The organism is Burkholderia sp. AU39826 (assembly GCF_020419965.1).
GTDB lineage: Bacteria > Pseudomonadota > Gammaproteobacteria > Burkholderiales > Burkholderiaceae > Burkholderia > Burkholderia semiarida.
This window is the reverse complement of sequence record NZ_JAIZQG010000013.1, coordinates 38,938-60,005: the sequence shown is the minus strand read 5'-3', so window position 1 is coordinate 60,005 and position 21,068 is coordinate 38,938. Positions and strand designations below refer to the sequence as shown.

General features: G+C 68.4%; 22 protein-coding genes. 8 read left to right on the top strand and 14 right to left on the bottom strand.

Annotated elements, in window-relative coordinates; all coding sequences use genetic code 11:
- Positions 1–69: 69 nt before the first annotated feature.
- Both LGM42_RS21260 and trmL read left to right on the top strand, forming a co-directional pair.
- On the top strand, positions 70–861 hold the full coding sequence (locus LGM42_RS21260) for a ComF family protein (protein ID WP_226233108.1): 792 nt from the start codon (positions 70–72) through the stop codon (positions 859–861).
- A gap of 99 nt (positions 862–960) precedes the next feature.
- The gene (gene trmL, locus LGM42_RS21255) at positions 961–1,431 is read left to right on the top strand and encodes a tRNA (uridine(34)/cytosine(34)/5-carboxymethylaminomethyluridine(34)-2'-O)-methyltransferase TrmL (RefSeq protein ID WP_059576117.1); all 471 of its coding nucleotides are present in this window, start codon (positions 961–963) and stop codon (positions 1,429–1,431) included.
- A gap of 33 nt (positions 1,432–1,464) precedes the next feature.
- Here trmL and LGM42_RS21250 read toward each other — a convergent pair whose 3' ends face one another.
- The 5 genes from LGM42_RS21250 to LGM42_RS21230 form a co-directional block, all read right to left on the bottom strand.
- Positions 1,465–1,989: an O-acetyl-ADP-ribose deacetylase gene (locus LGM42_RS21250; protein WP_060312476.1), complete on the bottom strand. Its 525-nt coding sequence runs from the start codon at positions 1,987–1,989 to the stop codon at positions 1,465–1,467.
- Positions 1,990–2,098: 109 nt separating this feature from the next.
- Entirely contained in the window at positions 2,099–3,097 is a 999-nt protein-coding gene (locus LGM42_RS21245; protein WP_226094037.1) for an NAD(P)H-dependent glycerol-3-phosphate dehydrogenase, read from the bottom strand.
- A gap of 26 nt (positions 3,098–3,123) precedes the next feature.
- On the bottom strand, positions 3,124–3,615 hold the full coding sequence (gene secB, locus LGM42_RS21240) for a protein-export chaperone SecB (protein WP_059576108.1): 492 nt from the start codon (positions 3,613–3,615) through the stop codon (positions 3,124–3,126).
- 107 nt (positions 3,616–3,722) lie between these two features.
- Entirely contained in the window at positions 3,723–3,983 is a 261-nt protein-coding gene (grxC, locus tag LGM42_RS21235) for a glutaredoxin 3 (protein ID WP_006477722.1), read from the bottom strand.
- Complete coding sequence (locus LGM42_RS21230; RefSeq protein ID WP_040142128.1) at positions 3,980–4,402, bottom strand: rhodanese-like domain-containing protein; 423 nt, start codon at positions 4,400–4,402, stop codon at positions 3,980–3,982. Before LGM42_RS21230 ends, grxC begins: the two co-directional genes overlap by 4 nt.
- Positions 4,403–4,537: 135 nt before the next feature.
- Here LGM42_RS21230 and gpmA point away from each other — a divergent pair, with 135 nt between their 5' ends.
- From gpmA to LGM42_RS21215, 3 genes are all read left to right on the top strand, one after another.
- The gene (gene gpmA / locus LGM42_RS21225) at positions 4,538–5,284 is read left to right on the top strand and encodes a 2,3-diphosphoglycerate-dependent phosphoglycerate mutase (RefSeq protein WP_034208461.1); all 747 of its coding nucleotides are present in this window, start codon (positions 4,538–4,540) and stop codon (positions 5,282–5,284) included.
- A gap of 267 nt (positions 5,285–5,551) precedes the next feature.
- Entirely contained in the window at positions 5,552–7,105 is a 1,554-nt protein-coding gene (locus LGM42_RS21220; protein WP_059642705.1) for a S41 family peptidase, read from the top strand.
- 104 nt (positions 7,106–7,209) lie between these two features.
- Positions 7,210–7,962, top strand: a complete 753-nt coding sequence (locus LGM42_RS21215; protein ID WP_060966614.1) for a HesA/MoeB/ThiF family protein — start codon at positions 7,210–7,212, stop codon at positions 7,960–7,962.
- A gap of 96 nt (positions 7,963–8,058) precedes the next feature.
- Here the strand turns inward: LGM42_RS21215 and ptsP are convergent, their stop codons facing one another.
- The 7 genes from ptsP to LGM42_RS21180 all read right to left on the bottom strand — a co-directional run bounded on the left by ptsP (position 8,059) and on the right by LGM42_RS21180 (position 15,491).
- Positions 8,059–9,831, bottom strand: coding sequence for a phosphoenolpyruvate--protein phosphotransferase (gene ptsP, locus LGM42_RS21210; protein ID WP_060312566.1), 1,773 nt, complete (start codon positions 9,829–9,831; stop codon positions 8,059–8,061).
- 201 nt (positions 9,832–10,032) lie between these two features.
- Positions 10,033–10,302 carry an HPr family phosphocarrier protein gene (locus LGM42_RS21205; protein ID WP_006477716.1) on the bottom strand — a complete coding sequence of 90 codons (270 nt, stop codon included), beginning with the start codon at positions 10,300–10,302 and terminating at the stop codon, positions 10,033–10,035.
- A gap of 72 nt (positions 10,303–10,374) precedes the next feature.
- Positions 10,375–10,851, bottom strand: coding sequence for a PTS sugar transporter subunit IIA (locus tag LGM42_RS21200; protein ID WP_059576100.1), 477 nt, complete (start codon positions 10,849–10,851; stop codon positions 10,375–10,377).
- Between the two features lie 231 nt (positions 10,852–11,082).
- On the bottom strand, positions 11,083–12,039 hold the full coding sequence (gene gshB, locus LGM42_RS21195) for a glutathione synthase (protein ID WP_226233107.1): 957 nt from the start codon (positions 12,037–12,039) through the stop codon (positions 11,083–11,085).
- A gap of 27 nt (positions 12,040–12,066) precedes the next feature.
- Positions 12,067–13,356: a glutamate--cysteine ligase gene (gene gshA / locus LGM42_RS21190; protein ID WP_059576095.1), complete on the bottom strand. Its 1,290-nt coding sequence runs from the start codon at positions 13,354–13,356 to the stop codon at positions 12,067–12,069.
- Positions 13,357–13,600: 244 nt separating this feature from the next.
- Positions 13,601–15,115, bottom strand: a complete 1,515-nt coding sequence (locus tag LGM42_RS21185; protein ID WP_226233106.1) for an ammonium transporter — start codon at positions 15,113–15,115, stop codon at positions 13,601–13,603.
- 37 nt (positions 15,116–15,152) lie between these two features.
- The gene (locus tag LGM42_RS21180; RefSeq protein ID WP_006398175.1) at positions 15,153–15,491 is read right to left on the bottom strand and encodes a P-II family nitrogen regulator; all 339 of its coding nucleotides are present in this window, start codon (positions 15,489–15,491) and stop codon (positions 15,153–15,155) included.
- Positions 15,492–15,847: 356 nt separating this feature from the next.
- Between LGM42_RS21180 and LGM42_RS21175 the strand changes: the two genes are divergently transcribed.
- Both LGM42_RS21175 and LGM42_RS21170 read left to right on the top strand, forming a co-directional pair.
- Positions 15,848–16,099: an accessory factor UbiK family protein gene (locus tag LGM42_RS21175; protein ID WP_006489451.1), complete on the top strand. Its 252-nt coding sequence runs from the start codon at positions 15,848–15,850 to the stop codon at positions 16,097–16,099.
- A gap of 290 nt (positions 16,100–16,389) precedes the next feature.
- Positions 16,390–17,994 (top strand): YifB family Mg chelatase-like AAA ATPase, encoded by a 1,605-nt coding sequence (locus LGM42_RS21170; RefSeq protein WP_060312469.1) that lies wholly within the window; start codon positions 16,390–16,392, stop codon positions 17,992–17,994.
- Positions 17,995–18,327: 333 nt separating this feature from the next.
- On the opposite strand, the gene LGM42_RS21165 is transcribed toward LGM42_RS21170, so the two are convergent.
- Complete coding sequence (locus LGM42_RS21165) at positions 18,328–18,900, bottom strand: hypothetical protein (RefSeq protein WP_060312467.1); 573 nt, start codon at positions 18,898–18,900, stop codon at positions 18,328–18,330.
- A gap of 173 nt (positions 18,901–19,073) precedes the next feature.
- Here LGM42_RS21165 and LGM42_RS21160 point away from each other — a divergent pair, with 173 nt between their 5' ends.
- Positions 19,074–19,610, top strand: coding sequence for a peroxiredoxin family protein (locus LGM42_RS21160; RefSeq protein WP_059576053.1), 537 nt, complete (start codon positions 19,074–19,076; stop codon positions 19,608–19,610).
- Between the two features lie 93 nt (positions 19,611–19,703).
- Here the strand turns inward: LGM42_RS21160 and LGM42_RS21155 are convergent, their stop codons facing one another.
- The gene (locus tag LGM42_RS21155) at positions 19,704–21,056 is read right to left on the bottom strand and encodes a sigma-54-dependent transcriptional regulator (protein ID WP_226233153.1); all 1,353 of its coding nucleotides are present in this window, start codon (positions 21,054–21,056) and stop codon (positions 19,704–19,706) included.
- Positions 21,057–21,068 lie beyond the last annotated feature (12 nt).

Sequence of the window (21,068 nt, the reverse complement as noted above, 5' to 3'; positions counted from 1 at the left end):
GGCGAAGAGCCCGAAGTATACTCGCTCGCCTCGCAAGCTTCATTGAGGCGGCATGCCAGGAGTGTTGCGATGGTCCGCGGTTCCGCCGGGCGCACGATGCGCGTCGTTTTGTCGCAGGTTCGAACGCTGGTCGTGCGCGTTGCCGCGGTCACGTTGCCGAATCGCTGCGCGTTGTGCGGCAATTTGTCACACACCGTAATTTGCGGCGCCTGCGATGCCGCGTACTGGAATGAAGCGCGGCTGCGCTGCGACGTGTGCGCGCTGCCGCTCGGCGCCGGGCAGGCACGATCGCCCGCTGGCGGACGCACCGGCCGCGCGGCCGCGTACCGGTGCGAAGCGTGCCGCACCGCGCCGCCGCCGTTCGATGCGACGCTCGCCCTCGCCGATTACCGCGCGCCGCTCGACGGGCTCGCGCGCGGCCTGAAGTTTCACGCGCGGCTCGCGCTCGGCGGCGAATTCGCGGCCCGCCTCGCACGGCTGGTCGACGATACGCGCGGCGCGAGCGGCTTCGACCTCGTCGCGCCGGTGCCGCTGTCGCACCGGCGGCTCGTCGCGCGCGGCTACAACCAGGCATGGGCGATCGCGCGTCCGCTCGCGCGCCGGCTCGGCGTGCCAGCGGACGCGGCCCTGCTCGCACGCGTCGCCGACACCGCGCCGCAGTCGCGGCTCGATCGGCGCGGACGGTACGACAACGTGATGGCGGCGTTCGCGGTGGCAGGCGGCGTCGCCGGCCGCCACGTCGCGCTCGTCGACGACGTGATGACGTCCGGCGCGACGCTCGCGGCGGCCGCCCAGGCGCTGAAGGCGGCGGGCGCCGTGCGCGTGACGAATCTGGTTGCGCTGCGCACCGCCAAGGATTAATTAGATGGAAAGGCCGGCCGCCCGCGCGCGGCCGTCACGAACCGGCCGGCCGGATGCACGCGCGTTGCGCCGCTCCGGCCGCCCCAGCCAAACCGAAACATGTTCAACGTCGTCCTCGTCGCTCCCGAAATTCCGCCGAACACCGGCAACGTGATCCGCCTGTGCGCGAACACCGGCGCGCACCTGCACCTGATCGAGCCGCTCGGCTTCCCGCTCGACGACGCGCGGATGCGCCGCGCCGGCCTCGACTATCACGAATATGCGCAAATGCGCGTGCACCGCGACTGGGACGCGTTCGTCGCCGCCGAAGCGCCCGATCCCGCGCGGATGTTCGCGTTCACGACGCGCGGCTCGGGCCGCTTCCACGATCATGCGTTCCTGCCCGGCGACTGGTTCGTGTTCGGCTCGGAAACGCGCGGCCTGCCCGCCGAGCTGCTCGACCGCTTCCCGAACGAACAGCGCGTGCGCCTGCCAATGCGGCCGGACAACCGCAGCCTGAACCTGTCGAACACGGTCGCGGTGGTCGTGTTCGAGGCGTGGCGCCAGGCCGGCTTCGAAGGCGGCGCGTAACGCTCGCTGGCGCAATCCGCGGCGCGGAGCCCGTCAGGTTCGCGCAAGCCGCGCGCGGTACAGGTCGTAGATGTCGGGGGAAAAGCACGCGAACACCACGCGGGCGAGATTCGGCGCCTGCGCGAGCATCTCGGCGACGGTGCCGACCGCGATGTCGACGGCGGCTTCGGCCGGATAGCGGTAGACGCCGCAACTGATCGCGGGAAACGCGATCGACGTCGCGGCCACTTCTTCGGCCAGCTCGATCGCGCGCCGGTAGCACGACGCGAGCAGCTCGGCCTCGCCGCGCGCGCCGCCGTACCAGACGGGCCCGACCGCGTGGATCACGTAGCGCGCCGGCAACCCGTGGCCGCGCGTGAGCTTCGCGTCGCCGGTGTCGCAGCCGCCGAGCGTGCGGCACTCGGCGAGCAGGCCGGGGCCGGCCGCGCGGTGGATCGCGCCGTCGACGCCGCCCCCGCCGAGCAGCGAGCCGTTCGCGGCGTTGACGATCGCATCGACGTCGAGCGTCGTGATGTCGACGAGCTGTGCATCGAGCGTGGTGGAATGGATCTGCAGCATGACAACCTCGCGGAACGCGGGAGACCGTTCAAGCGTAGCCCGCTTTTTGGCGCCGCGCGCCCGGCGCAACCGTGCCGGGCGATCCGGTCGCGCGCGACGCGGACCGCGCCTATTCGGCGCGCGCGTCGCGGCGCAGCAGGCCGCTCACGGCGTCGCGCGGCGCGATGCCGTCGAACAGCACGCCGCATACGGCTTCCGTGATCGGCATTTCGATCGACTGCGCGCGCGCGAGCGCCAGCACGGCCTGCGCGCAGCGCACGCCTTCGGCCACGTGGCCGAGCGCGCCGAGGATGTCGTTCAGCGTGCGGCCGGCCGCCAGTTGCAGGCCGACCGTGCGGTTGCGCGACAGGTCACCCGTCGCGGTCAGGATCAGGTCGCCGAGGCCCGTGAGCCCCGTGAAGGTTTCCGCGCGGCCGCCGAGCGCCACGCCGAGCCGCGACATTTCAGCGAGGCCGCGCGTGATCAGCGCGGCGCGTGCGTTCAGCCCGAGGCCGAGGCCGTCGGAAATGCCGGTCGCGATCGCCAGCACGTTCTTCACCGCGCCGCCGACCTCGACGCCGACCACGTCGTCGCCCGTGTAGATCCGCATCGCGCCGTGATGGAACGCGGCGAGCGTTCGCTCGCGGCATTCGGCCGACGCGCTCGCGACCGTCAACGCGACGGGCAGCGACTGGCCGACCTCGCGCGCGAAACTCGGGCCCGACAGCACGCCGTTGCTCCGCTGTTCGGGCAGCTCGGCCGCGATCACCTGATGCGGCAGCAGATGCGTGTCGGCCTCGAAGCCCTTGCAGACCCAGACGATGTGCGCGGGCACGCAGCCTGCATCGCGCATCGCGCGACACAGCGTGCGCAGCCCGGCCACCGGCGCGGCGATCACGCACAGCGCGTCGTGAGCGGCGCCATGCGCGAGCGCGGCGCCGAGATCGGCGTCGTAGCGCAGCGCGTCAGGCAGCGCGATGCCGTCGAGATAGCGGGAATTTTCGTGCCGGGCCCGCAGCCCGGCGATGAGCGCGGCGTCGCGCGCCCACAGAAGCGTATCGTGCCGCGCGGCCAGATGGCCCGCGAGCGCGGTGCCCCAGGCACCGGCGCCGAGAACGGCTACTTTCATACCCAGCACCGGTCCGGAGTGAAACGTCAGTTCAGCGTCGTGCCGTTCGGCGCACCGTTCGCGCCTGCCGCGGCGCCGGCCTGCTGCTGAAGCTGCGCGAGACGCTGCTCGTACAGCGCCTGGAAGTTGATTTCGGCCAGGTGGATCGGCGGGAAGCCGGCACGCGTGATCGCGTCGGCGATGTTCGAGCGCAGGTACGGGAACAGGATCGTCGGGCACGCGATGCCGACGAGCGGGTCGAGCTGTTCGTCCGGAATGTTGCGGATGTCGAAAATGCCGGCCTGCTTCGCTTCGATCAGGAATGCGACCTTGTCCTTCACCTTCGCGGTGACGGTACCCGACACGATGACTTCGAACACGCTTTCCGCGAGGCGGTCGGCCTTGACGTCGACTTCGACTTCAACCGACGGCATGTCCTGCTCGAGGAAGATCGCCGGCGAATTCGGCTGCTCGAGCGACATATCCTTCAGGTAGACGCGCTGGATGTTGAAGAACGGTTGGTTTTCGACGTCGGACATGGTGTTTCCCTAAAAGTGGTGACGGGGCGGCCCGGCTGTTCGCCGGCCGCCACGGATGTATCGTGCGCGCCCAAGCCGCGGCGCGGCCGGCGGCCATTCTGCCCTAATCAGGCCGCTTGCAGAAGCGGCACGAGGCCGCCTTCGCGGTCGAGCTTCGACAGATCGTCGTAACCGCCGACGTGCGTGTCGCCGATATAGATCTGCGGGACCGTGCGGCGCCCCGTGCGCGTCATCATTTCCTCGCGGCGGGCCGGATCGCGATCGATCAGCACCTTTTCGATCTGCTCGACGCCGCGCAGCTTCAGCAGGCGCTCGGCCTGCATGCAATACGGACACACCTGCGTGCTGTACATCAAAACCTTGTTCACTTCGCCACTCCTTGTTTGACGACCGGCATCCCGGCCTGCTGCCAGGCGGCCACGCCGCCTTCGAGCACGTGCACCTCGGCGTAGCCCGCCGCCTCGACCTCGCGCGCCGCCTTCTGCGACTGCTGGCCGTTCTGGCAGACGAGCAGCACCGGGGTGCTCTTGTTCTTCGCGACCTGCGCAATTTTCGCGCCGATCTCGCCCGCGGCGACCTGACGCGCCGACGGCAGATGGCCGGCCGCGAAATCGGACGGGGCGCGCAGGTCGATCACGACCGCGTTGCGACGATTGATGAGCTGCGTCGCCTCCGCGGCCGACAAGCCGCCGCGGCCGCGGCGCAGCGCCGGCCATGCAAGCAGGCCGCCGGAAACCAGCAGGATCGCGATAAGGGCCAGGTTCGTGTAATTGGTAAAGAACGTCACGGAATGTCGCCGGAAAAGAGAAATCGGATGAGGACAATCCTGCCATTATAAAATAACCGTCTTGCGCGATGGCGGGCCCGAACCGGGCGCCGCGCGACGCGCCCCGCTTCCCTCTCACTACCGACCGCAAGATCCATGTACAAACTCGTTCTCATCCGCCACGGCGAATCGACGTGGAACAAGGAAAACCGCTTCACCGGCTGGGTCGACGTCGACCTGACCGAACAGGGTCGCAATGAAGCCTACCAGGCCGGCGAATTGCTCAAGGAGGCCGGCTACACGTTCGACATCGCGTACACGTCGGTGCTCAAGCGCGCGATCCGCACGCTGTGGCACGTGCAGGACAAGATGGACCTGATGTACCTGCCGGTCGTCCACTCGTGGCGCCTGAACGAGCGCCACTACGGCGCGCTGTCGGGCCTGAACAAGGCAGAAACGGCCGCGAAGTTCGGCGACGAGCAGGTGCTCGTGTGGCGCCGCAGCTACGACACGCCGCCGCCCGCGCTCGAGCCGACCGACGAACGCGCGCCGTTCGGCGACCCGCGCTACGCGAAGGTGCCGCGCGAGCAGCTGCCGCTCACCGAATGCCTGAAGGACACGGTCGCGCGCGTGCTGCCGCTGTGGAACGAGTCGATCGCGCCCGCGGTGCGCGCCGGCAAGCAGGTGCTGATCGCCGCGCACGGCAACTCGCTGCGCGCGCTGATCAAGTACCTCGACGGCATCTCGGACAGCGACATCGTCGGCCTGAACATCCCGAACGGCGTGCCGCTCGTGTATGAACTCGACGAGAACCTGAAGCCGATCAAGCACTATTACCTCGGCGACCAGGAAGCGATCGCGCAGGCGCAGGCCGCCGTCGCGAAGCAGGGCAAGGCGGGCTGACGCCCGTCGCGGCGGGCGGCCCGCGTCCCGGCGCGGCCGTCCGTCCGCGGTTCGGGCCGCGGCCCGCACGCCGCGCGAACCTTCGCGGCCCTGCCGCGGTCGAATCCGCTTTCGAACTCCGCTGCGCGCCCGGCGGCGCCCTGCCGGGCCCTCAGCGGCCGTTGCGGCGCTTTTCGCGCCGTTCCACTGAGTTATCGGACGAACAGTTATACTTGTCCGCTACATCCCCGCTACCGCCACGCGCTTCCCGACCGCACCCGACTCTCTATGCGAATGAATTTGAAGAACATCGGCCTGATTGCCGCGGGCCTCGCCACGGGCGTATTCGCCACGCTGCAGGTTTCCGCTTCGGCCGAGCAGACCGCCACGGCGCCGCTTCCCCTCGACCAGCTCCGCCTGTTCGCGGAAGTATTCGGGCAGATCAAGCGCGAGTACGTCGAGCCGGTCGACGACAAGAAGCTGCTGACGGCCGCGATCAAGGGCATGGTGTCGAGCCTCGATCCGCACTCGTCGTTCCTCGACAAGACCGACTATGACGAGCTGCAGGAGCAGACGAAGGGCCGCTTCGCGGGTCTCGGCATCGAGATCTCGCAGGAAGACGGCCTCGTCAAGGTGATCTCGCCGATCGAGGACACCCCCGCGTTCCGCGCCGGCATCCGTCCGGGCGACCTGATCACGCGCATCAACGACAAGCCGGTGCGCGGCATGACGCTCGACAAGGCCGTCAAGCAGATGCGCGGCGAGCCGGGCACCAAGGTCACGCTGACGATCTTCCGCAAGAGCGACGACCGCACGTTCCCGGTCACGGTCACGCGCGCGATCATCAAGGTCCAGAGCGTGAAGATGAAGATGCTCGATCCGGGCTACGCGTATGTCCGCATCACGAGCTTCCAGGAGCGCACGACGCCCGATCTCGCGCAGAAGCTGCAGGACATCGCGCGCCAGCAGCCGAACCTGAAGGGCCTGATCCTCGACCTGCGCAACAACGGCGGCGGCCTGCTGCAGAGCGCGGTCGGCGTGGCCGGCGCGTTCCTGCCGCCCGACTCGGTCGTCGTGTCGACCAACGGCCAGATCCCCGATTCGAAGCAGGTCTACCGCGATACGTACGACAACTATCGCCTGCCGTCCTTCGACGGCGATCCGCTGAAGAACCTGCCGCCCGTCTTCAAGACCGTGCCGATGATCGTGCTGACGAACGCATATTCGGCGTCCGCGTCGGAAATCGTCGCCGGCGCGCTGCAGGATTCGAAGCGCGCGCAGATCATGGGCAAGACGACGTTCGGCAAGGGTTCGGTGCAGACGGTGCGCCCGATGACGGCCGACACCGCGCTGCGCCTGACCACCGCGTACTACTACACGCCGAGCGGCCGTTCGATCCAGAACAAGGGCATCACGCCGGACGTGCCGGTCGATCAGTACGCGGACGGCGATCCGGACGACGTGCTCGTGACGCGCGAGGTCGACTACACGAACCACCTCGCGAACACGCAGGATCCGAACGAGAAGAAGGAACAGGAAGAGCGCGAGCAGCGCCGGATGGATCAGTTGCGCGTGCTCGAAGAGCAGAACGACAAGAAGACGCCGGAGCAGCGCCAGAAGGATCGCGATCGTAAGCCGATCGAGTTCGGCAGCGCCGACGACTTCATGATGCAGCAGGCGCTCAACAAGCTCGAAGGCAAGCCGGTCCAGGAATCGAAGTCGCTGCTCGCCGAGAGCACGACGAAGAGCCCGGCCGCGAAGGCTGCCGCGAGCGCGAAGGCATCGGGCGCGAGCGCCGCGAAGCCGGCTTCCGCACCGAAGCCGGCCTCCGCGCCGAAGTAAGCGCCGGCCGGTATCCGACGGGCCATCGCGGGAAGACCGCGATGGCCCGTTTTTCATGCGCGCTTAAAATAACGGACGTCCGCCCGCCTCGCCCACGACTGCCCATGAACGACGATCAACTCCTTCGCTACTCCCGCCACATCCTCGTCGACGAAATCGGCATCGAGGCGCAGCAGCGCTTTCTCGACGCGCATGCGATCGTCGTCGGCGCGGGCGGCCTCGGCTCGCCCGCCGCGATGTACCTCGCGGCGTCGGGGGTCGGCACGCTCACGCTCGTCGACGCCGACACGGTCGACCTCACGAACCTGCAGCGGCAGATCCTGCACGTGACGGCATCGGTCGGGCGCAGCAAGGTCGAGTCGGGACGCGACGCGCTGGCGCAACTGAATCCCGAGGTGAAGGTGAACGCGGTCGCGGCGCGCGTCGACGATGCATGGCTCGACGCGCACGTGCCGCACGCGAGCGTCGTGCTCGACTGCACCGACAACTTCGCGACGCGGCACGCGATCAACCGTGCGTGCGTCGCGCACGGCGTGCCGCTCGTGTCGGGCGCCGCGCTGCGCTTCGACGGCCAGATCAGCACGTTCGACTTCCGCGACGCGGCCGCGCCCTGCTATGCGTGCGTGTTCCCGGAAGACCAGCCGTTCGAGGAAGTCGCGTGCGCGACGATGGGCGTGTTCGCACCGACCGTCGGGATCATCGGCGCGATGCAGGCGGCCGAGGCGCTGCGCGTGATCGGCGGCATCGGCAAGACGCTCAACGGGCGGCTGATGATGCTCGATTCGCTGCGGATGGAATGGACGACGATGAAAATCGCCCGCCAGGCCGATTGCCCCGTGTGCGGCGGGCGGCACTGACGCGCGCATCACGCATGCGCCGGACCGCGCTTGCGTGACACTTCGCTACAGTTCGCGGCCAGCGGCGGCTGAACGCCCAAGCGCGCCCGGGCTCGCCTAGGCGGCCGCGTCCGCGCGCGGCTCGGCGACCGACAGCCGCTGCAGCGCCGCCTGCACTTCTTCCGGCTCGAACGCGGCCAGCACGTCGGCCGTCGGCTTTTCGAGCGCCTTCAGGTGCGCGCGCAGGATCTCCTGCTTCACGACGAGCAACTGGCTCGGATGCATCGAGAACTCGGTGAGCCCCATCCCGAGCAACAGGCGCGTGAGCGCCGGATCGCCCGCCATCTCCCCGCACACCGACACCGACACGCCCGCGCGCTTCGCCTCGCGCAACGTGTAAGCGATCAGATGCAGCACCGCCGGATGCAGCGGATCGTACAGATGCGCGACCGCATTGTCGGCGCGATCGATCGCGAGCGTGTACTGGATCAGGTCGTTCGTGCCGATCGACAGGAAATCGAAGCGCTTCAGGAACAGCGGCAGCGCGATCGCCGCGGCCGGGATCTCGATCATCGCGCCGATGCGCACGTTCGGATCGTACGCGAGCCCCGCGTCGTCGAGCTGGCGCTTCGCCTCGCGGATCAGGTCGAGCGTCTGGTCGATCTCCTGCGCGTGCGCGAGCATCGGGATCAGGATCTTCACCTGGCCGAACGCGGACGCGCGCAGGATCGCGCGCAACTGCGTGAGGAACATCTGCGGCTCGGACAGGCTCCAGCGGATCGCGCGCAGCCCGAGCGCCGGGTTCGGCGCCGTTTCGTAGCCTTCGTCGAGCGCCTCGAGCGGTTTATCGGCGCCGACGTCGATCGTGCGGATCGTCACCGGCATGCCCTTCATCCACTCGACGGCCCGCTTGTACGCGGCGAACTGCTCCTCCTCTTCCGGCATCTCCTTCTGATGCATGAACAGGAACTCGGAGCGGAACAGGCCGACGCCGACCGCGCCGGCCTCGACGGCCGCCTTCGCGTCGTCGGGCAGCTCGATGTTCGCGTACAGGTCGATCTTCGTGCCGCACAACGTTTGCGTCGGCGAGAACTTCAGGCGCTGCAGCTTGCGTTGCTCCAGCAGCTTCTCGGACTGGCGGTACGAATATTCCTCGAGGACGATCGGCGCCGGATCGACGATCACGATGCCCGCGTCGCCGTCGACGATGATCAGGTCGTCCTGGCGGATCAGCGCACTCGCATGCTGGACGCCGACCGCGGCCGGAATGCCGAGGCTGCGCGCGACGATCGCGGTGTGCGACGTGCGCCCGCCGAGATCGGTGACGAACGCCTGGAACGACTGCGTCTTGAACTGCATCATGTCGGCCGGCGCGATGTCGTGCGCGACCACGATCATCTCGTTCGTGCCATTCCTGGCCGCGCCGTCGAGCGCCTGCGACGCCGACGGCGCACCGGCGAGCGCCTTCAGCACGCGCTCGACCACCTGCTCGATGTCGGCCTTGCGCTCGCGCAGGTATTCGTCCTCGATGTCGTCGAAATGGCGCGTGAGCAGCTCGAGCTGCTCGGTCAGCGCCCATTCGACGTTGTAGCGGCGCGTGCGGATCAGGTCGATGGTTTCCTGCACGAGCATCTCGTCGCTCAGGATCATCGTGTGAACGTCGATGAAAGCGCCGACTTCGCTCGGGGTGTCGTCGGTCAGGTCGGCGCGCAGCGCTTCGAGCTCGCGGCGCACGACGTCGAGCGCCGTGCGGAATCGCTCGACTTCGGCGTCGATCTGGTTGGCCTCGATCAGGTAATGGGCGACGTCGAGCGCCGCCGGCGCGATCAGATACGCTCGCCCGATCGCGATACCTCGTGAGACGGGAATGCCATGCAGCGTGAAGGACACGCGCACCTCCTCTGTACAAGTAAAGCCGCGGCACACTGCTGCGATGCGCTTATGACCCCGGTTAGCGATTATAAATTCCGCGACTCCCTGCTGACTGCATGCACCGCAGCATTGCGCATTTCGCATCAATGCTTCCGACGAAAAAAATGCCGCGAAACCCGCGGCATTCTCAGTCGAAACGGCAACGATCGCGCGCGGCGATCACTGACCTTCGCCGAACTTGTCGGCGATCAGCTTCAGCAGCGCGTCCATCGCTTCCCGCTCGTCGGGCCCTTCGGTCTCGATCGTCACGGTGCTGCCGATACCGGCCGCCAGCATCATCACGCCCATGATGCTCTTCGCGTTGATCTTGCGCCCGTTGCGTGTCATCCAGACTTCCGACTGGAAGTTGCCGGCCAGTTGCGTGAGCTTGGCCGATGCGCGCGCATGGAGCCCCAATTTATTGACGATGGTGGTTTCTTGTTGAAGCATGATTCTCGGTCGGGTCGGTCGGGACCGCCGGCGGCGCGCGCCGGCGGGTCGTCTAAAACGGAAAACGGATGCTCAGTGCGATTCGCTCGGGGTGCGCGGCTGCGGTTCGGGCGGAATCGGCGCGCACTGGCCGCAGCCGGTTTCCGTCGGCGGCGGCGGCGTGCCGGACGACACCTCGTGCACGCCCTTCGCGCCGCCGGACAGCGCCTTGTCGACCAGCTTGTCGAGCGGCACGGTGCGGTAGCAGACGGCCCGCACGAGCATCGGCAGGTTCACGCCGGCCAGCACGCGCACGTTGTCGAGCTTCGCGAGCTGGCCCGCGATGTTCGCGGGCGTCGCGCCGTACATGTCGGTCAGCACGACGACGCCGTTGTCTTCGCGCAGCCGCGCGAGTTCCGCGTGCGCAAACGCCATCACCTGGGCCGGATCGCTGTCGGCCATCACGTCGATGCAGCCGATGCGGGCGGGCACGCCGCCGTAGATGTGCGCGATGCAGTCGCGCAGCGCGGTGGCGAGCGGGGCGTGCGCGATGATCAGGATCCCGGCCATGTCAGATCGCTCCCGGCCGCCCCTGGCGGGCCGATACCCCGCGGCGGGGCAATGAGCGTAGCGAGTGTGGGGAACGTTTCATGTTCAGCCTTGCAACAGTGTCGGCCCGACCGCCGGGCCTTCGGTGCGCCGATCACGGCACCGGGCAAGCGGGCATTGTAGCAGGCCGGTCAAGCGGCTCCGGCGACGGGGGACCTGCGCGGCCGCCGCCGGGGTTGCACGGGCGGCGGCCTACGCGGCCGCACGCTCCAGCGCGTCGATGAACATCGCGGCGACGTCGAAGCCCGTCTGCTCCATGATCTCGCGGAAGCACGTCGGGCTCGTGACGTTCACCTCGGTCAGCCAGTCGCCGATCGCGTCGAGGCCGACCAGCAGCAGCCCGCGCGACGCGAGCACGGGCCCGAGCGTCGCGGCGATCTCGCGATCGCGCTCCGTCAGCGGCTGCGCGACGCCGAGGCCGCCCGCGGCGAGATTGCCGCGCACCTCGCTGCCCTGCGGAATCCGCGCGAGCGAATACGGCACCGGCTCGCCGCCGATCAGCAGGATGCGCTTGTCGCCGGCCTTGATCTCGGGAATGAACTTCTGCGCCATCACCGAGCGCGTGCCGTCGTGGCTCAGCATCTCGACGATCGAGCCGAGGTTCATGCCGTCCGGCTTCACGCGGAACACACCCATCCCGCCCATCCCGTCGAGCGGCTTCAGGATCACGTCGCCGTGCTCGGCGTGGAACGCGCGCAGCCGTTTCGCGTCGCGCGTGACGAGCGTCGGCGCGACGAACTGTGGAAACTCGCCGATCGCGAGCTTCTCCGAGTGATCGCGGATCGACTGCGCCTTGTTGAACACGCGTGCCCCCGCGCGCTCGGCCAGCTCGAGCAGCCACGTCGACGTCACGTATTCCATGTCGAACGGCGGATCCTTGCGCATCAGCACCGCGCCGAACGATTCGAGACGGCGCGCGTCGACCGGGCCCACGTCGAACCAGGTGTCGCGATGCAAGTCGTCCAGTTCGCCGACGAACGCGATGCGCCGCACGTCGGCCTCGACCGCCGAGCCCGTCCACGCGAGGTGGCGCGGCTCGCACGCGTACACCGCATGCCCGCGCCGGGCGGCCTCCGCCATCATCGCGTAGGTCGAATCCTTGTAGATCTTGAAATGCTCGAGCGGGTCGGCGATAAAAAGAATGTCCATGCGGGTCCTGTACGTAGCGAAGGTCCGTTACACCTGGATGGCTTCGGGGTCGGTCTTTTCCAGTTCGATCGACGACGCGATCAGCGACAGCCGCGCGACGACGCCGTACATGTAGAAACGGTTCGGCGGCGCGGCGCCCGGCTTGGCGCCTGCATCCGGCAGCGCGGTGTGCTCGAAGCCGAGCGGCACGTAGTGCATGCCGGGCGCGTTCAGGTTCTGGTCGCGCTCGCGGCCGCCGTGCGTACGGTAGAAGCCGCCGACCACGTAGCGGTCGATCATGTACACGACCGGCTCGGCCACTTCGTCGCCGACGCGCTCGAACGTGTAGACGCCTTCCTGCACGATCACGTCGCGCACCGCGAGGCCGGCCTTCGATTCGGCCATCTGCGCGCGCTCGGCCTTCGTCATGCGGCCGATCTCGGCCGCGTCGTGCACGGTCATCACGCCACGGCCCGCGGTGCCCGCGTCGGCCTTCACGACGACGTACGGCTTTTCGCTGATCCCGTATTCGCGATACTTGCGCGCGATCTTCTTCAGCACGCCGTCGATCGCGTCGGCGAGCGCCTGCTCGCCTTCATGCGCCTGCCAGTCGACACCTTCCACGTGCGCGAAATACGGATTCACCATCCACGGATCGACACCGACCATCTTCGCGAACTTCTTCGCGACGTCGTCGTAGCACGCGAAGTGCGTCGACTTGCGGCGCACGGCCCAGCCCGCGTGCAGCGGCGGCAGCAGGTATTGCTCGTGCAGGTTTTCCAGCACGGCCGGGATGCCGGCCGACAGGTCGTTGTTCAGCAGGATCGAGCACGGATCGAAATTCTTCAGGCCGAGGCGGCGCTGCGAACGCTCGAGCGGTTCGAGCACGATCTTCTGGCCGTCGGCCAGCGTGATCGGCGTCATGTCGGTGATGCCGGGGTCGAGCGAGCCGAAGCGCACGTTCAGGCCGGCCTGGCGCATGATCGTCGCGAGACGCGCGACGTTTTCCAGATAGAACGCGTTGCGGGTCGGCAACTCGGGAATCACGAGCAGATTCTTCGCGTCCGGGCAGATCTTCTCGATCGCGGCCATCGCGGCCTGTACGGCGAGCGGCAGCACTTCGGACGGCAGATTGTTGAATGCGCCGGGAAACAGGTTCGCATCGACGGGCGCCAGCTTGAAGCCGGCATTGCGCAGGTCCACCGAACAATAGAACGGCGGGGTGTGTTCCTGCCATTCGAGCCTGAACCAGCGTTCGATCGCAGGCGTCGCGTCGAGGATCTTCTGCTCGAGTTCGAGCAGCGGACCGTTCAACGCGGTAACGAGGTGGGGAACCATGAATCACTCGCGAGCGGGAGAATGAAGATTGTAGAGCAATTGCCTTGCCCATTTGGGGATTGTTCCCGGCTTCACAAGGATTATGGAGGCAGTTTTCGGCTATTGACCCGATAGAGTGAAGGGTTATCCGCTACGGCAGCGGGTGACAGGAGAAAAAAAGCCCGCCGGTGAGGCGGGCCGAAGTCGCTGCGCTCATTCGGAGCGGGCGCCGTCGTCGCGGCGGCCCGCCGTTGATTCGTGTGACTTATTCCACGTGCTCGCCGTGCAGGATCACGTCGAGACCTTCGCGCTCTTCCTCTTCGGTCACGCGCAGGCCGATCGTCAGGTCGATCAGCTTCAGCAGCACGAAGCTCAGCACGCCGCTGTAGACCAGCGTGATCACCACGCCCTTCGCCTGCAGCAGCAGGCTGCCGTCGAAACCGCCGATGTCCTTGACCGCGAATACCCCGGTCAGCAGCGCACCGAGAATCCCGCCGATGCCGTGCACGCCGAACGCGTCGAGCGAATCGTCGTAGCCGAGCTTCGACTTGAGCCAGGTGGCCGACCAGAAGCAGATCACGCCCGCCGCGATGCCGATCACGAGCGCGCCCGCCACGCCGACGAAGCCGGCTGCCGGCGTGATCGCCACGAGACCCGCGACCGCGCCCGACACGATGCCGAGCACCGACGGCTTGCCCTTCGCGATCCACTCGGCGAACATCCAGCCGAGCGCCGCGCAGGCGGTCGCGACTTGCGTGGTCAGCATCGCGAAGCCGGCACGGCCGTCGGCCGCGACCGCCGAACCCGCGTTGAAGCCGAACCAGCCGACCCACAGCATCGAGCCGCCGATCATCGTCAGCACCAGGTTGTGCGGCGCCATCGATTCACGACCGTAGCCGACGCGCTTGCCGAGCACCAGGCACGACACGAGGCCCGCGATACCGGCGTTGATGTGCACCACCGTGCCGCCCGCGAAGTCGAGCACGCCGTCGGCCGACAGCCAGCCGGTCGGCTCCCACACCATGTGCGCGATCGGCACATAGACGATCAGCGACCAGAGCGTCATGAACACGAGCATCGCCGAGAACTTCATCCGGTCGGCGAACGCGCCGCAGATCAGCGCCGGCGTGATGATCGCGAACGTCATCTGGTAGACGAAGTAGACCGATTCCGGAATCGTCGACGCGAGGTGGCTGACGGTCAGCGTCGTCGCCTTGTCGCCCTTCACGTAGGCCATGCCGTGCAGGAACACGCGCGACAGGCCGCCGATGAAGCCGTTGCCCGGCGTGAACGCGAGGCTGTAGCCGACCACCGTCCACAGCACCGTGATCAGCGCGGTGATCGCGAAGCTCTGCATCACGGTCGCGAGCACGTTCTTCTTGCGGACCATGCCCGCGTAGAACAGCGCGAGGCCGGGGATCGTCATGAACAGCACGAGCGCGGTGGACGTCAGCATCCACGCGGTGTCGCCCGCGCTGATCTTCGACGAATCGACCGAGAACGGGGCCGTCGGTGCGGCCGGGGCGGCCGGCGCGGACGCGGCGGCGGCAGCCGATGCGTCGGCCGCGCCCGAAGCCGGTGCGGCGGCGGATGCGTCGGCGGCCGGTGCGGAAGCCGCCGGCGCGGCGGCGCCTGATGCGTCGGAAGCGGTGGCGGCGGGCGCGGAAGCAGCCGCGGTGGAACCAGCCGCGGCGGACGCCGCGTCGTCCGCGAGCGCGGAGCCGACGCCGGCCGCGATCAGCGAGCCTGCCATCAGCAGGGACATCAGAAGTTTGCGCATCTTGGGTTTCCTCTTGTCGCTTGTCTTGTCTGTTCTGTCACAGCGCGTCGGCGCCCGTCTCCCCGGTGCGAATCCGGATCACCTGTTCGATCGGCGTGACGAAGATCTTGCCGTCGCCGATCTTGCCCGTGCGCGCCGCCCGCTCGATCGCTTCCACCGCCTGGTCGACGAGATCGTCGGAGACGGCCGCCTCGATCTTCATCTTCGGCAGGAAATCGACCACGTATTCGGCGCCCCGGTACAGCTCGGTGTGCCCCTTCTGGCGCCCGAACCCTTTCACCTCCGTCACCGTGATGCCCGAGACGCCAAGCGCCGACAGCGCCTCGCGCGTCTCATCGAGCTTGAACGGCTTGATGATTGCGGTAATGAGTTTCATGAAGTCCTCTCGCTGGGTTGTCCCGTCGAATTGGTTGGAATGTTGTAACGGACTCTTCTCAGCAACTCGCATGCCATGTCGGCCCGAACACCGTCTCGAACGGCTTCGGAACGGGGTCACATCGCGTGGTGTAAGGCGCGGAAGCCCGGCCGAATGGCCAACATGGGCCGCTTTGCTGGCGCGGCGAAAGGATCGTTGCTAGAGTGCACGCACGTCCCGGAACGCCGGGCCATTCACCCATGCGGGCGCCATGCCCGGAATTCGCGCCCCGCGCGCACCATTTCCGGTCATGCGTGCATCATGGGCACGTACGCAACTGAAGATGCACATTTTTTGTGCAAGGAAGGGGAATCACCATGAAGCAACCCAGCGACGTTTTCAACGACCTGCAATCGCGCGTCAGCGATTTGCTGAAAAACTCGCCGGCCAAGGACGTCGAGCGCAACGTGAAGGCCATGCTGTCGCAAGGCTTCTCGAAGCTCGATCTCGTCACGCGCGAGGAATTCGACACCCAGGCACAGGTGCTCGCCCGCACCCGCGTGCGCCTCGAGGAACTCGAAAAGCGCGTCGCGGAACTCGAGCAGAAGCTCGCCGCCCCGCAGGCCTGACGCCCCACCCGGCCGCAAGGTCCGGGCGCGGGCCGCCACGTGCGGCCTGCGCCCGCCACCTTCCTCCCCGCTTCGTCGTTCGTCGGTCTTCGCCGTACCTCCGCTCTTCGCCGTTCATCGTTCTTCGCAGCATCCTCCGCTCTTCGCAGTCCATCGCTCTTCGCAGTTCGTCGTTCGCAACACCTCGTTCTTTCCCCGCGCCACGCCGGCAAGCGCGCACCGATTTCTCCGATTTCCGCGGCGTGCGGCCCCGAACGGCCGTCGTCCGCCCGTCATGCAGGAGCCTCGCCATGTCGCTCGCCGTGGTGCGCAGTCGCGCGCCCGCCTCCGGCCGCGCGCCGGACGTCACCGTCGAAGTCCATCTCGCCAACGGATTGCCGTCGTTCTCGATCGTCGGGCTGCCCGATCTCGAAGTCCGCGAAAGCCGCGAGCGCGTGCGCGCCGCGCTGCAGAACTGCGGATTCGAATTCCCGGTGCGCCGCATCACCGTCAATCTCGCGCCGGCCGATCTGCCGAAGGAATCGGGCCGTTTCGACCTGCCGATCGCGCTCGGCATCCTTGCCGCGAACGGCCAGATTCCGGCCGACGCGCTGGCCGGCCGTGAATTCGCGGGCGAGCTGTCGCTGACGGGCGCGCTGCGGCCGATGCGCGGCGCGTTCGCGATGGCCTGCGGCGCCGCGCGGGACTGGCGCGCGACGCAATCCGGCGCAGGCAGCGCCGGCGGCCCGAGCCTTGATTTCCCCGCCCCGCGCGATTGCACCGCGACATCGCGGCCGCCCGAGCTGTATCTGCCGCTCGACAGCGCAGCAGAGGCCGCGCTCGTGCCGGGCGTGACCGTATTCGGTGCACGCGACCTGCCCGCACTGTGCGCGCACCTCGCCGATGCGCCGGACGGGCGGCTCGCGCCGGTCGCGGCGCCCTGCCTCGACGGCCTGCCGGCGCCGGCCGCCCCCGACCTCGCGGACGTCGTCGGGCAGCGGGGCGCCCGGCGCGCGCTCGAAGTCGCGGCCGCGGGCGGCCATCACATGCTGATGGTCGGGCCGCCCGGGGCCGGCAAGTCGATGCTGGCCGCGCGCCTCGCGGGGCTGCTGCCGCCGCTCACCGACGACGAGGCGCTGACCTCGGCCGCGCTGCTGTCCGCGAGCCGGCTCGGCTTCTCGCCCGCGCAGTGGCGCCGCCGGCCGTTCCGCGCGCCGCATCACTCGTCGAGCGCCGCCGCGCTAGTGGGCGGCCGCAATCCGCCGCAGCCGGGCGAAATCACGCTCGCGCACCTCGGCGTGCTGTTTCTCGACGAACTGCCGGAATTCGACCGTCACGTGCTGGAAATGCTGCGCGAGCCGCTGGAAGCCGGCCGCATCACGATCTCGCGCGCGGCCCAGCAGGCCGACTTCCCCGCCGCGTGCCAGTTGATCGCCGCGATGAACCCGTGCCCGTGCGGCTGGCACGGCGATCCGTCCGGGCGCTGCCGCTGCTCGCCGGACGTGGCCGCCCGCTATCTGCGCAAGCTGTCGGGGCCGCTGCTCGATCGCATCGACATCCAGATCGACCTGCCCGCGCTGTCGCCGGCCGAACTCGCGACGCGCGCGACGACGCCCGGCGAGCCGAGCGCGGCGGTGGCCGCCCGGGTCGCGCAGGCGCGTGCGCTGCAGCTCGAGCGGCAGGGCAAGACGAATCACATGCTGAGCGGCCGCGAAACCGACGACCTGTGCCGGCCGACCGACGAAGGCGAGCGGTTGCTGCGCGAGGCCGGCGAGCGCTTCGGCTGGTCGGCGCGCGCGTATTTCCGCGTGCTGAAAGTCGCGCGGACGATCGCCGACCTGGCCGGCGACCCGCTGCCGACGGCCGCGCAGATCGCCGAGGCGATCCGCTACCGGCGCGCGTTGACGGCGCTGTGAGCGCGCGAGGAGGACAAAATCAGGCTGTCAAGACTTGACTTATGCACAATTTCGCGAATCCGGCCCCGGATCGCGGCTCGCCGCGGCCTTTGCCGGAGGGAATTCGTATCCCGTTGTTTTAATTGATTTTTCTCAAACCGCGAGCGGGCGGCCAAACGGGCCGGAAGGCCGTCCGGCGCGGCTTTGCGAGAAATGCGCGCCACTTTTCAACAAAGTTATCCACATGCGCTGTGGATAGTCGAAAAACCCTCGCAAAATCCGGCGATTAGCGTCGAAAGCTGCGAATGAACTTTCAGTTGTCGCAGCGTGTCTGAGCGCCCTCGCCGGCCGTCGTCAATCGAGTTTGAACGAGCCGAAAAACTGGTCGAGCTGCTCTTGCGCGAGCGGCCCGTCGGCGATCACGACGGCCTGGTACGCGTGCCGGCCGCGCGCGGCGAGCCGCGCGATGATTGTCTTGCGGGCACGATCGCCGCCGGCGGCCGCGCCCGCGATGCGCAGCTCGACCCCGCTCACCGCACCGCCGGCCGCGAGCGGCACCGGCACCGCCGCCGTCCGCGGCGTGCCGTCGAGGTTGCGCGACAGCCCGGCGCGCAGGAATTCGAGCGCCGCGCGGCGCGTGTCGTCGCGATCGTCGGGCAGCGTCAGCGTGCCGACCGCGAATACCGCGCCGTCGACGTGCGCGGCCTGCATCCGCATCGGCATCGACGTGCCGCCGAGCACCACCGGCTGCTCCTCGACGGTCGGCTTCGCCGGCAGGTCGATCGTATAGCCGGCATCGTTGTGCAGCGTGCGCCAGTCGTACGACGGCGAGCACGCGGCCAGGGCGGCGCTCAGGCAGGCCAGCGCGGCGAAGTGTCGCAGCGGACGAAAAAGGGGGCGCAACGAATCGATGACTTCCTTCGGCATGGCGTGGATCGCGGCAGGCAAAAAGGGCCATTATCCGCCGAACCCGGAAACCGGGATGCGGGGCCGCCGCCGGTGCGCGCGCCGCATTCGCGCTAAAATGAGCGCCGAATTTCGACGTCCTTTTCGTCGACGTCGTTTGCATCGATCCGCGTCATCGACTCCGAGAGCACCAGATGAACACCACGCCTTCCACCCGCCGCAGCGCCGGCCCCGTGCGCTACCTCGTCGCGGCCGCCGTCGTCGCGGCGATCGCCGTCGCCGGCTTTTTCGCGTTCAACGGCAAGTCCAGCGTGCCGGACGCGACCTTCACGCTGCTGTCGGGCCAGAAGGTCTCGACCGCCGGCGACCTGAAGGGCAAGGTCTATCTCGTGAACTTCTGGGCGACGAGCTGCGCGACCTGCATGCAGGAAATGCCGCAGATGGTCGATACCTACAATCGCTTCAAGGGTCAGGGGCTGGAATTCGTCGCGGTCGCGATGAACTACGATCCGCCGATGTACGTCGCGAACTACGCGCAGACGCGCCAGTTGCCGTTCAAGGTCGCGCTCGACGACGGCAGCGTCGCGAAGCAGTTCGGCAACGTGCAGCTCACGCCGACGACCTTCGTCGTCGACAAGGACGGCAAGATCCTGAAGCGCTACGTCGGCGCGCCGCAATTCGCGGAACTCGACGCGCTACTCAAGAAGGCGCTCGACGGCAACGCGGCCTGAGCGCCGCATGCCGCCCACCGCACGGCAGGACTTGCAGGGCCGCACACCGCGCCCTGCTCCGCAAAACGGACCGCACCGCGGTCCGTTTGCATTTCAGCGCTCGGTTTCGCCTTTCGCCGACAGCCCGTAGCGCTTCATCTTCTCGTACAGCGTCGCCTTCCCGACATGCAGCCGGTCGGCCGTCGCCGCGACCGCGCCGCCCGTCTGGTTCAGCGCCTCGGCGATCACCGCGCGCTCGAACTGCTCGATGCGCTCCTTCAGCGTCTGGTCGTTGTCGGCCGCGTCGCCCGCGCCCGTTTCCTGCGGCATGTCGGCCACGCCGAGCACGAAGCGGTCGGCTGCGTTGCGCAGCTCGCGCACGTTGCCCGGCCAGTCGCGCTGCATCAGGCTCGCGCGCTGCCGGTCGGTCAGCACCGGCGCGGGCCGCCCGTAGCGCACGGCCGCGTCGAGCATGAAGTGCTCGAACAGCGGCACGATGTCCTCGCGGCGCTCGGCAAGCGGCGGCAGCGCGATCGTCACGACGTTGAGCCGGTACAGCAGGTCGCGCCGGAACGTGCCGGCCGCGACGAGCTCGCTCATGTCGCCCTTCGCGGCCGCGACCACGCGGCAGTTCACGCGGATCGGCTGGTTCGAGCCGAGCCGCTCCAGCACGCCGTCCTGCAGCACGCGCAAGAGCTTCACCTGCAGCGCGAGCGGCATGCTTTCGATTTCGTCGAGGAACAGCGTGCCGCCGGACGCGTATTCGAGCTTGCCGACGCGCCGCTTCGCCGCGCCGGTGAACGCGCCGGGCTCGTAGCCGAACATCTCCGACTCGAACATCGGCTCGGGCAGTGCGCCGCAATTGACCGCGATGAACGGCTTGTCGCGGCGCGGCGACAGCTCGTGCAGGCTGCGCGCGATCAGCTCCTTGCCGGCGCCCGTGTCGCCGTTGATCAGCACCGACGCGTCGGTCGGCGCGATGTTCGCGATCAGCTTGCGCACCTGCTCGATCGCCGGGCTGCGGCCGATGATGCGCGGCGCGACGACGTTCTGCCCGGCCAGCTCGCGCCGCAGCGCGTGGTTCTCGAGCACGAGCTCGCGGCGCTCGAGCGCGCGGCGTACCGTCTCGATCAGGCGCTCGGCCGCGAACGGCTTCTCGATGAAGTCGTACGCGCCGTCGCGCATCGCCTGCACGGCCATCGAGATGTCGCCGTGCCCGGTGACGAGGATCACCGGCACGTCGGGCACGCGCTCGCGGCACTGCGCGAGCACGTCGAGCCCGCTGGCACCCGGCAGCCGGATGTCGCTCACGATCGCGCCGGCGGTATCCGCGACGAGCGCCTTCTCGGCCGCCTCGGCCGACTCGAAGCCGGCGACGTCGAAGCCCGCCAGTTGAAGGCTCTGCACGCTCGCCCGGCGCACGAGCGCATCGTCTTCGATATAGATCACTTGCAGCCGGTTGGCCATCTTGGTCACTTG

Coding starts and splice junctions, on each gene's coding strand:
- LGM42_RS21260 (WP_226233108.1), top strand. CDS start 70: ATGGTCCGCGGTTCCGCCGGGCGCACGATGCGCGTCGTTTTGTCGCAG.
- trmL (WP_059576117.1), top strand. CDS start 961: ATGTTCAACGTCGTCCTCGTCGCTCCCGAAATTCCGCCGAACACCGGC.
- LGM42_RS21250 (WP_060312476.1), bottom strand. CDS start 1,989: ATGCTGCAGATCCATTCCACCACGCTCGATGCACAGCTCGTCGACATC.
- LGM42_RS21245 (WP_226094037.1), bottom strand. CDS start 3,097: ATGAAAGTAGCCGTTCTCGGCGCCGGTGCCTGGGGCACCGCGCTCGCG.
- secB (WP_059576108.1), bottom strand. CDS start 3,615: ATGTCCGACGTCGAAAACCAACCGTTCTTCAACATCCAGCGCGTCTAC.
- gpmA (WP_034208461.1), top strand. CDS start 4,538: ATGTACAAACTCGTTCTCATCCGCCACGGCGAATCGACGTGGAACAAG.
- LGM42_RS21220 (WP_059642705.1), top strand. CDS start 5,552: ATGCGAATGAATTTGAAGAACATCGGCCTGATTGCCGCGGGCCTCGCC.
- LGM42_RS21215 (WP_060966614.1), top strand. CDS start 7,210: ATGAACGACGATCAACTCCTTCGCTACTCCCGCCACATCCTCGTCGAC.
- LGM42_RS21205 (WP_006477716.1), bottom strand. CDS start 10,302: ATGCTTCAACAAGAAACCACCATCGTCAATAAATTGGGGCTCCATGCG.
- LGM42_RS21200 (WP_059576100.1), bottom strand. CDS start 10,851: ATGGCCGGGATCCTGATCATCGCGCACGCCCCGCTCGCCACCGCGCTG.
- gshB (WP_226233107.1), bottom strand. CDS start 12,039: ATGGACATTCTTTTTATCGCCGACCCGCTCGAGCATTTCAAGATCTAC.
- gshA (WP_059576095.1), bottom strand. CDS start 13,356: ATGGTTCCCCACCTCGTTACCGCGTTGAACGGTCCGCTGCTCGAACTC.
- LGM42_RS21185 (WP_226233106.1), bottom strand. CDS start 15,115: ATGCGCAAACTTCTGATGTCCCTGCTGATGGCAGGCTCGCTGATCGCG.
- LGM42_RS21180 (WP_006398175.1), bottom strand. CDS start 15,491: ATGAAACTCATTACCGCAATCATCAAGCCGTTCAAGCTCGATGAGACG.
- LGM42_RS21175 (WP_006489451.1), top strand. CDS start 15,848: ATGAAGCAACCCAGCGACGTTTTCAACGACCTGCAATCGCGCGTCAGC.
- LGM42_RS21170 (WP_060312469.1), top strand. CDS start 16,390: ATGTCGCTCGCCGTGGTGCGCAGTCGCGCGCCCGCCTCCGGCCGCGCG.
- LGM42_RS21165 (WP_060312467.1), bottom strand. CDS start 18,900: ATGCCGAAGGAAGTCATCGATTCGTTGCGCCCCCTTTTTCGTCCGCTG.
- LGM42_RS21160 (WP_059576053.1), top strand. CDS start 19,074: ATGAACACCACGCCTTCCACCCGCCGCAGCGCCGGCCCCGTGCGCTAC.
- LGM42_RS21155 (WP_226233153.1), bottom strand. CDS start 21,056: ATGGCCAACCGGCTGCAAGTGATCTATATCGAAGACGATGCGCTCGTG.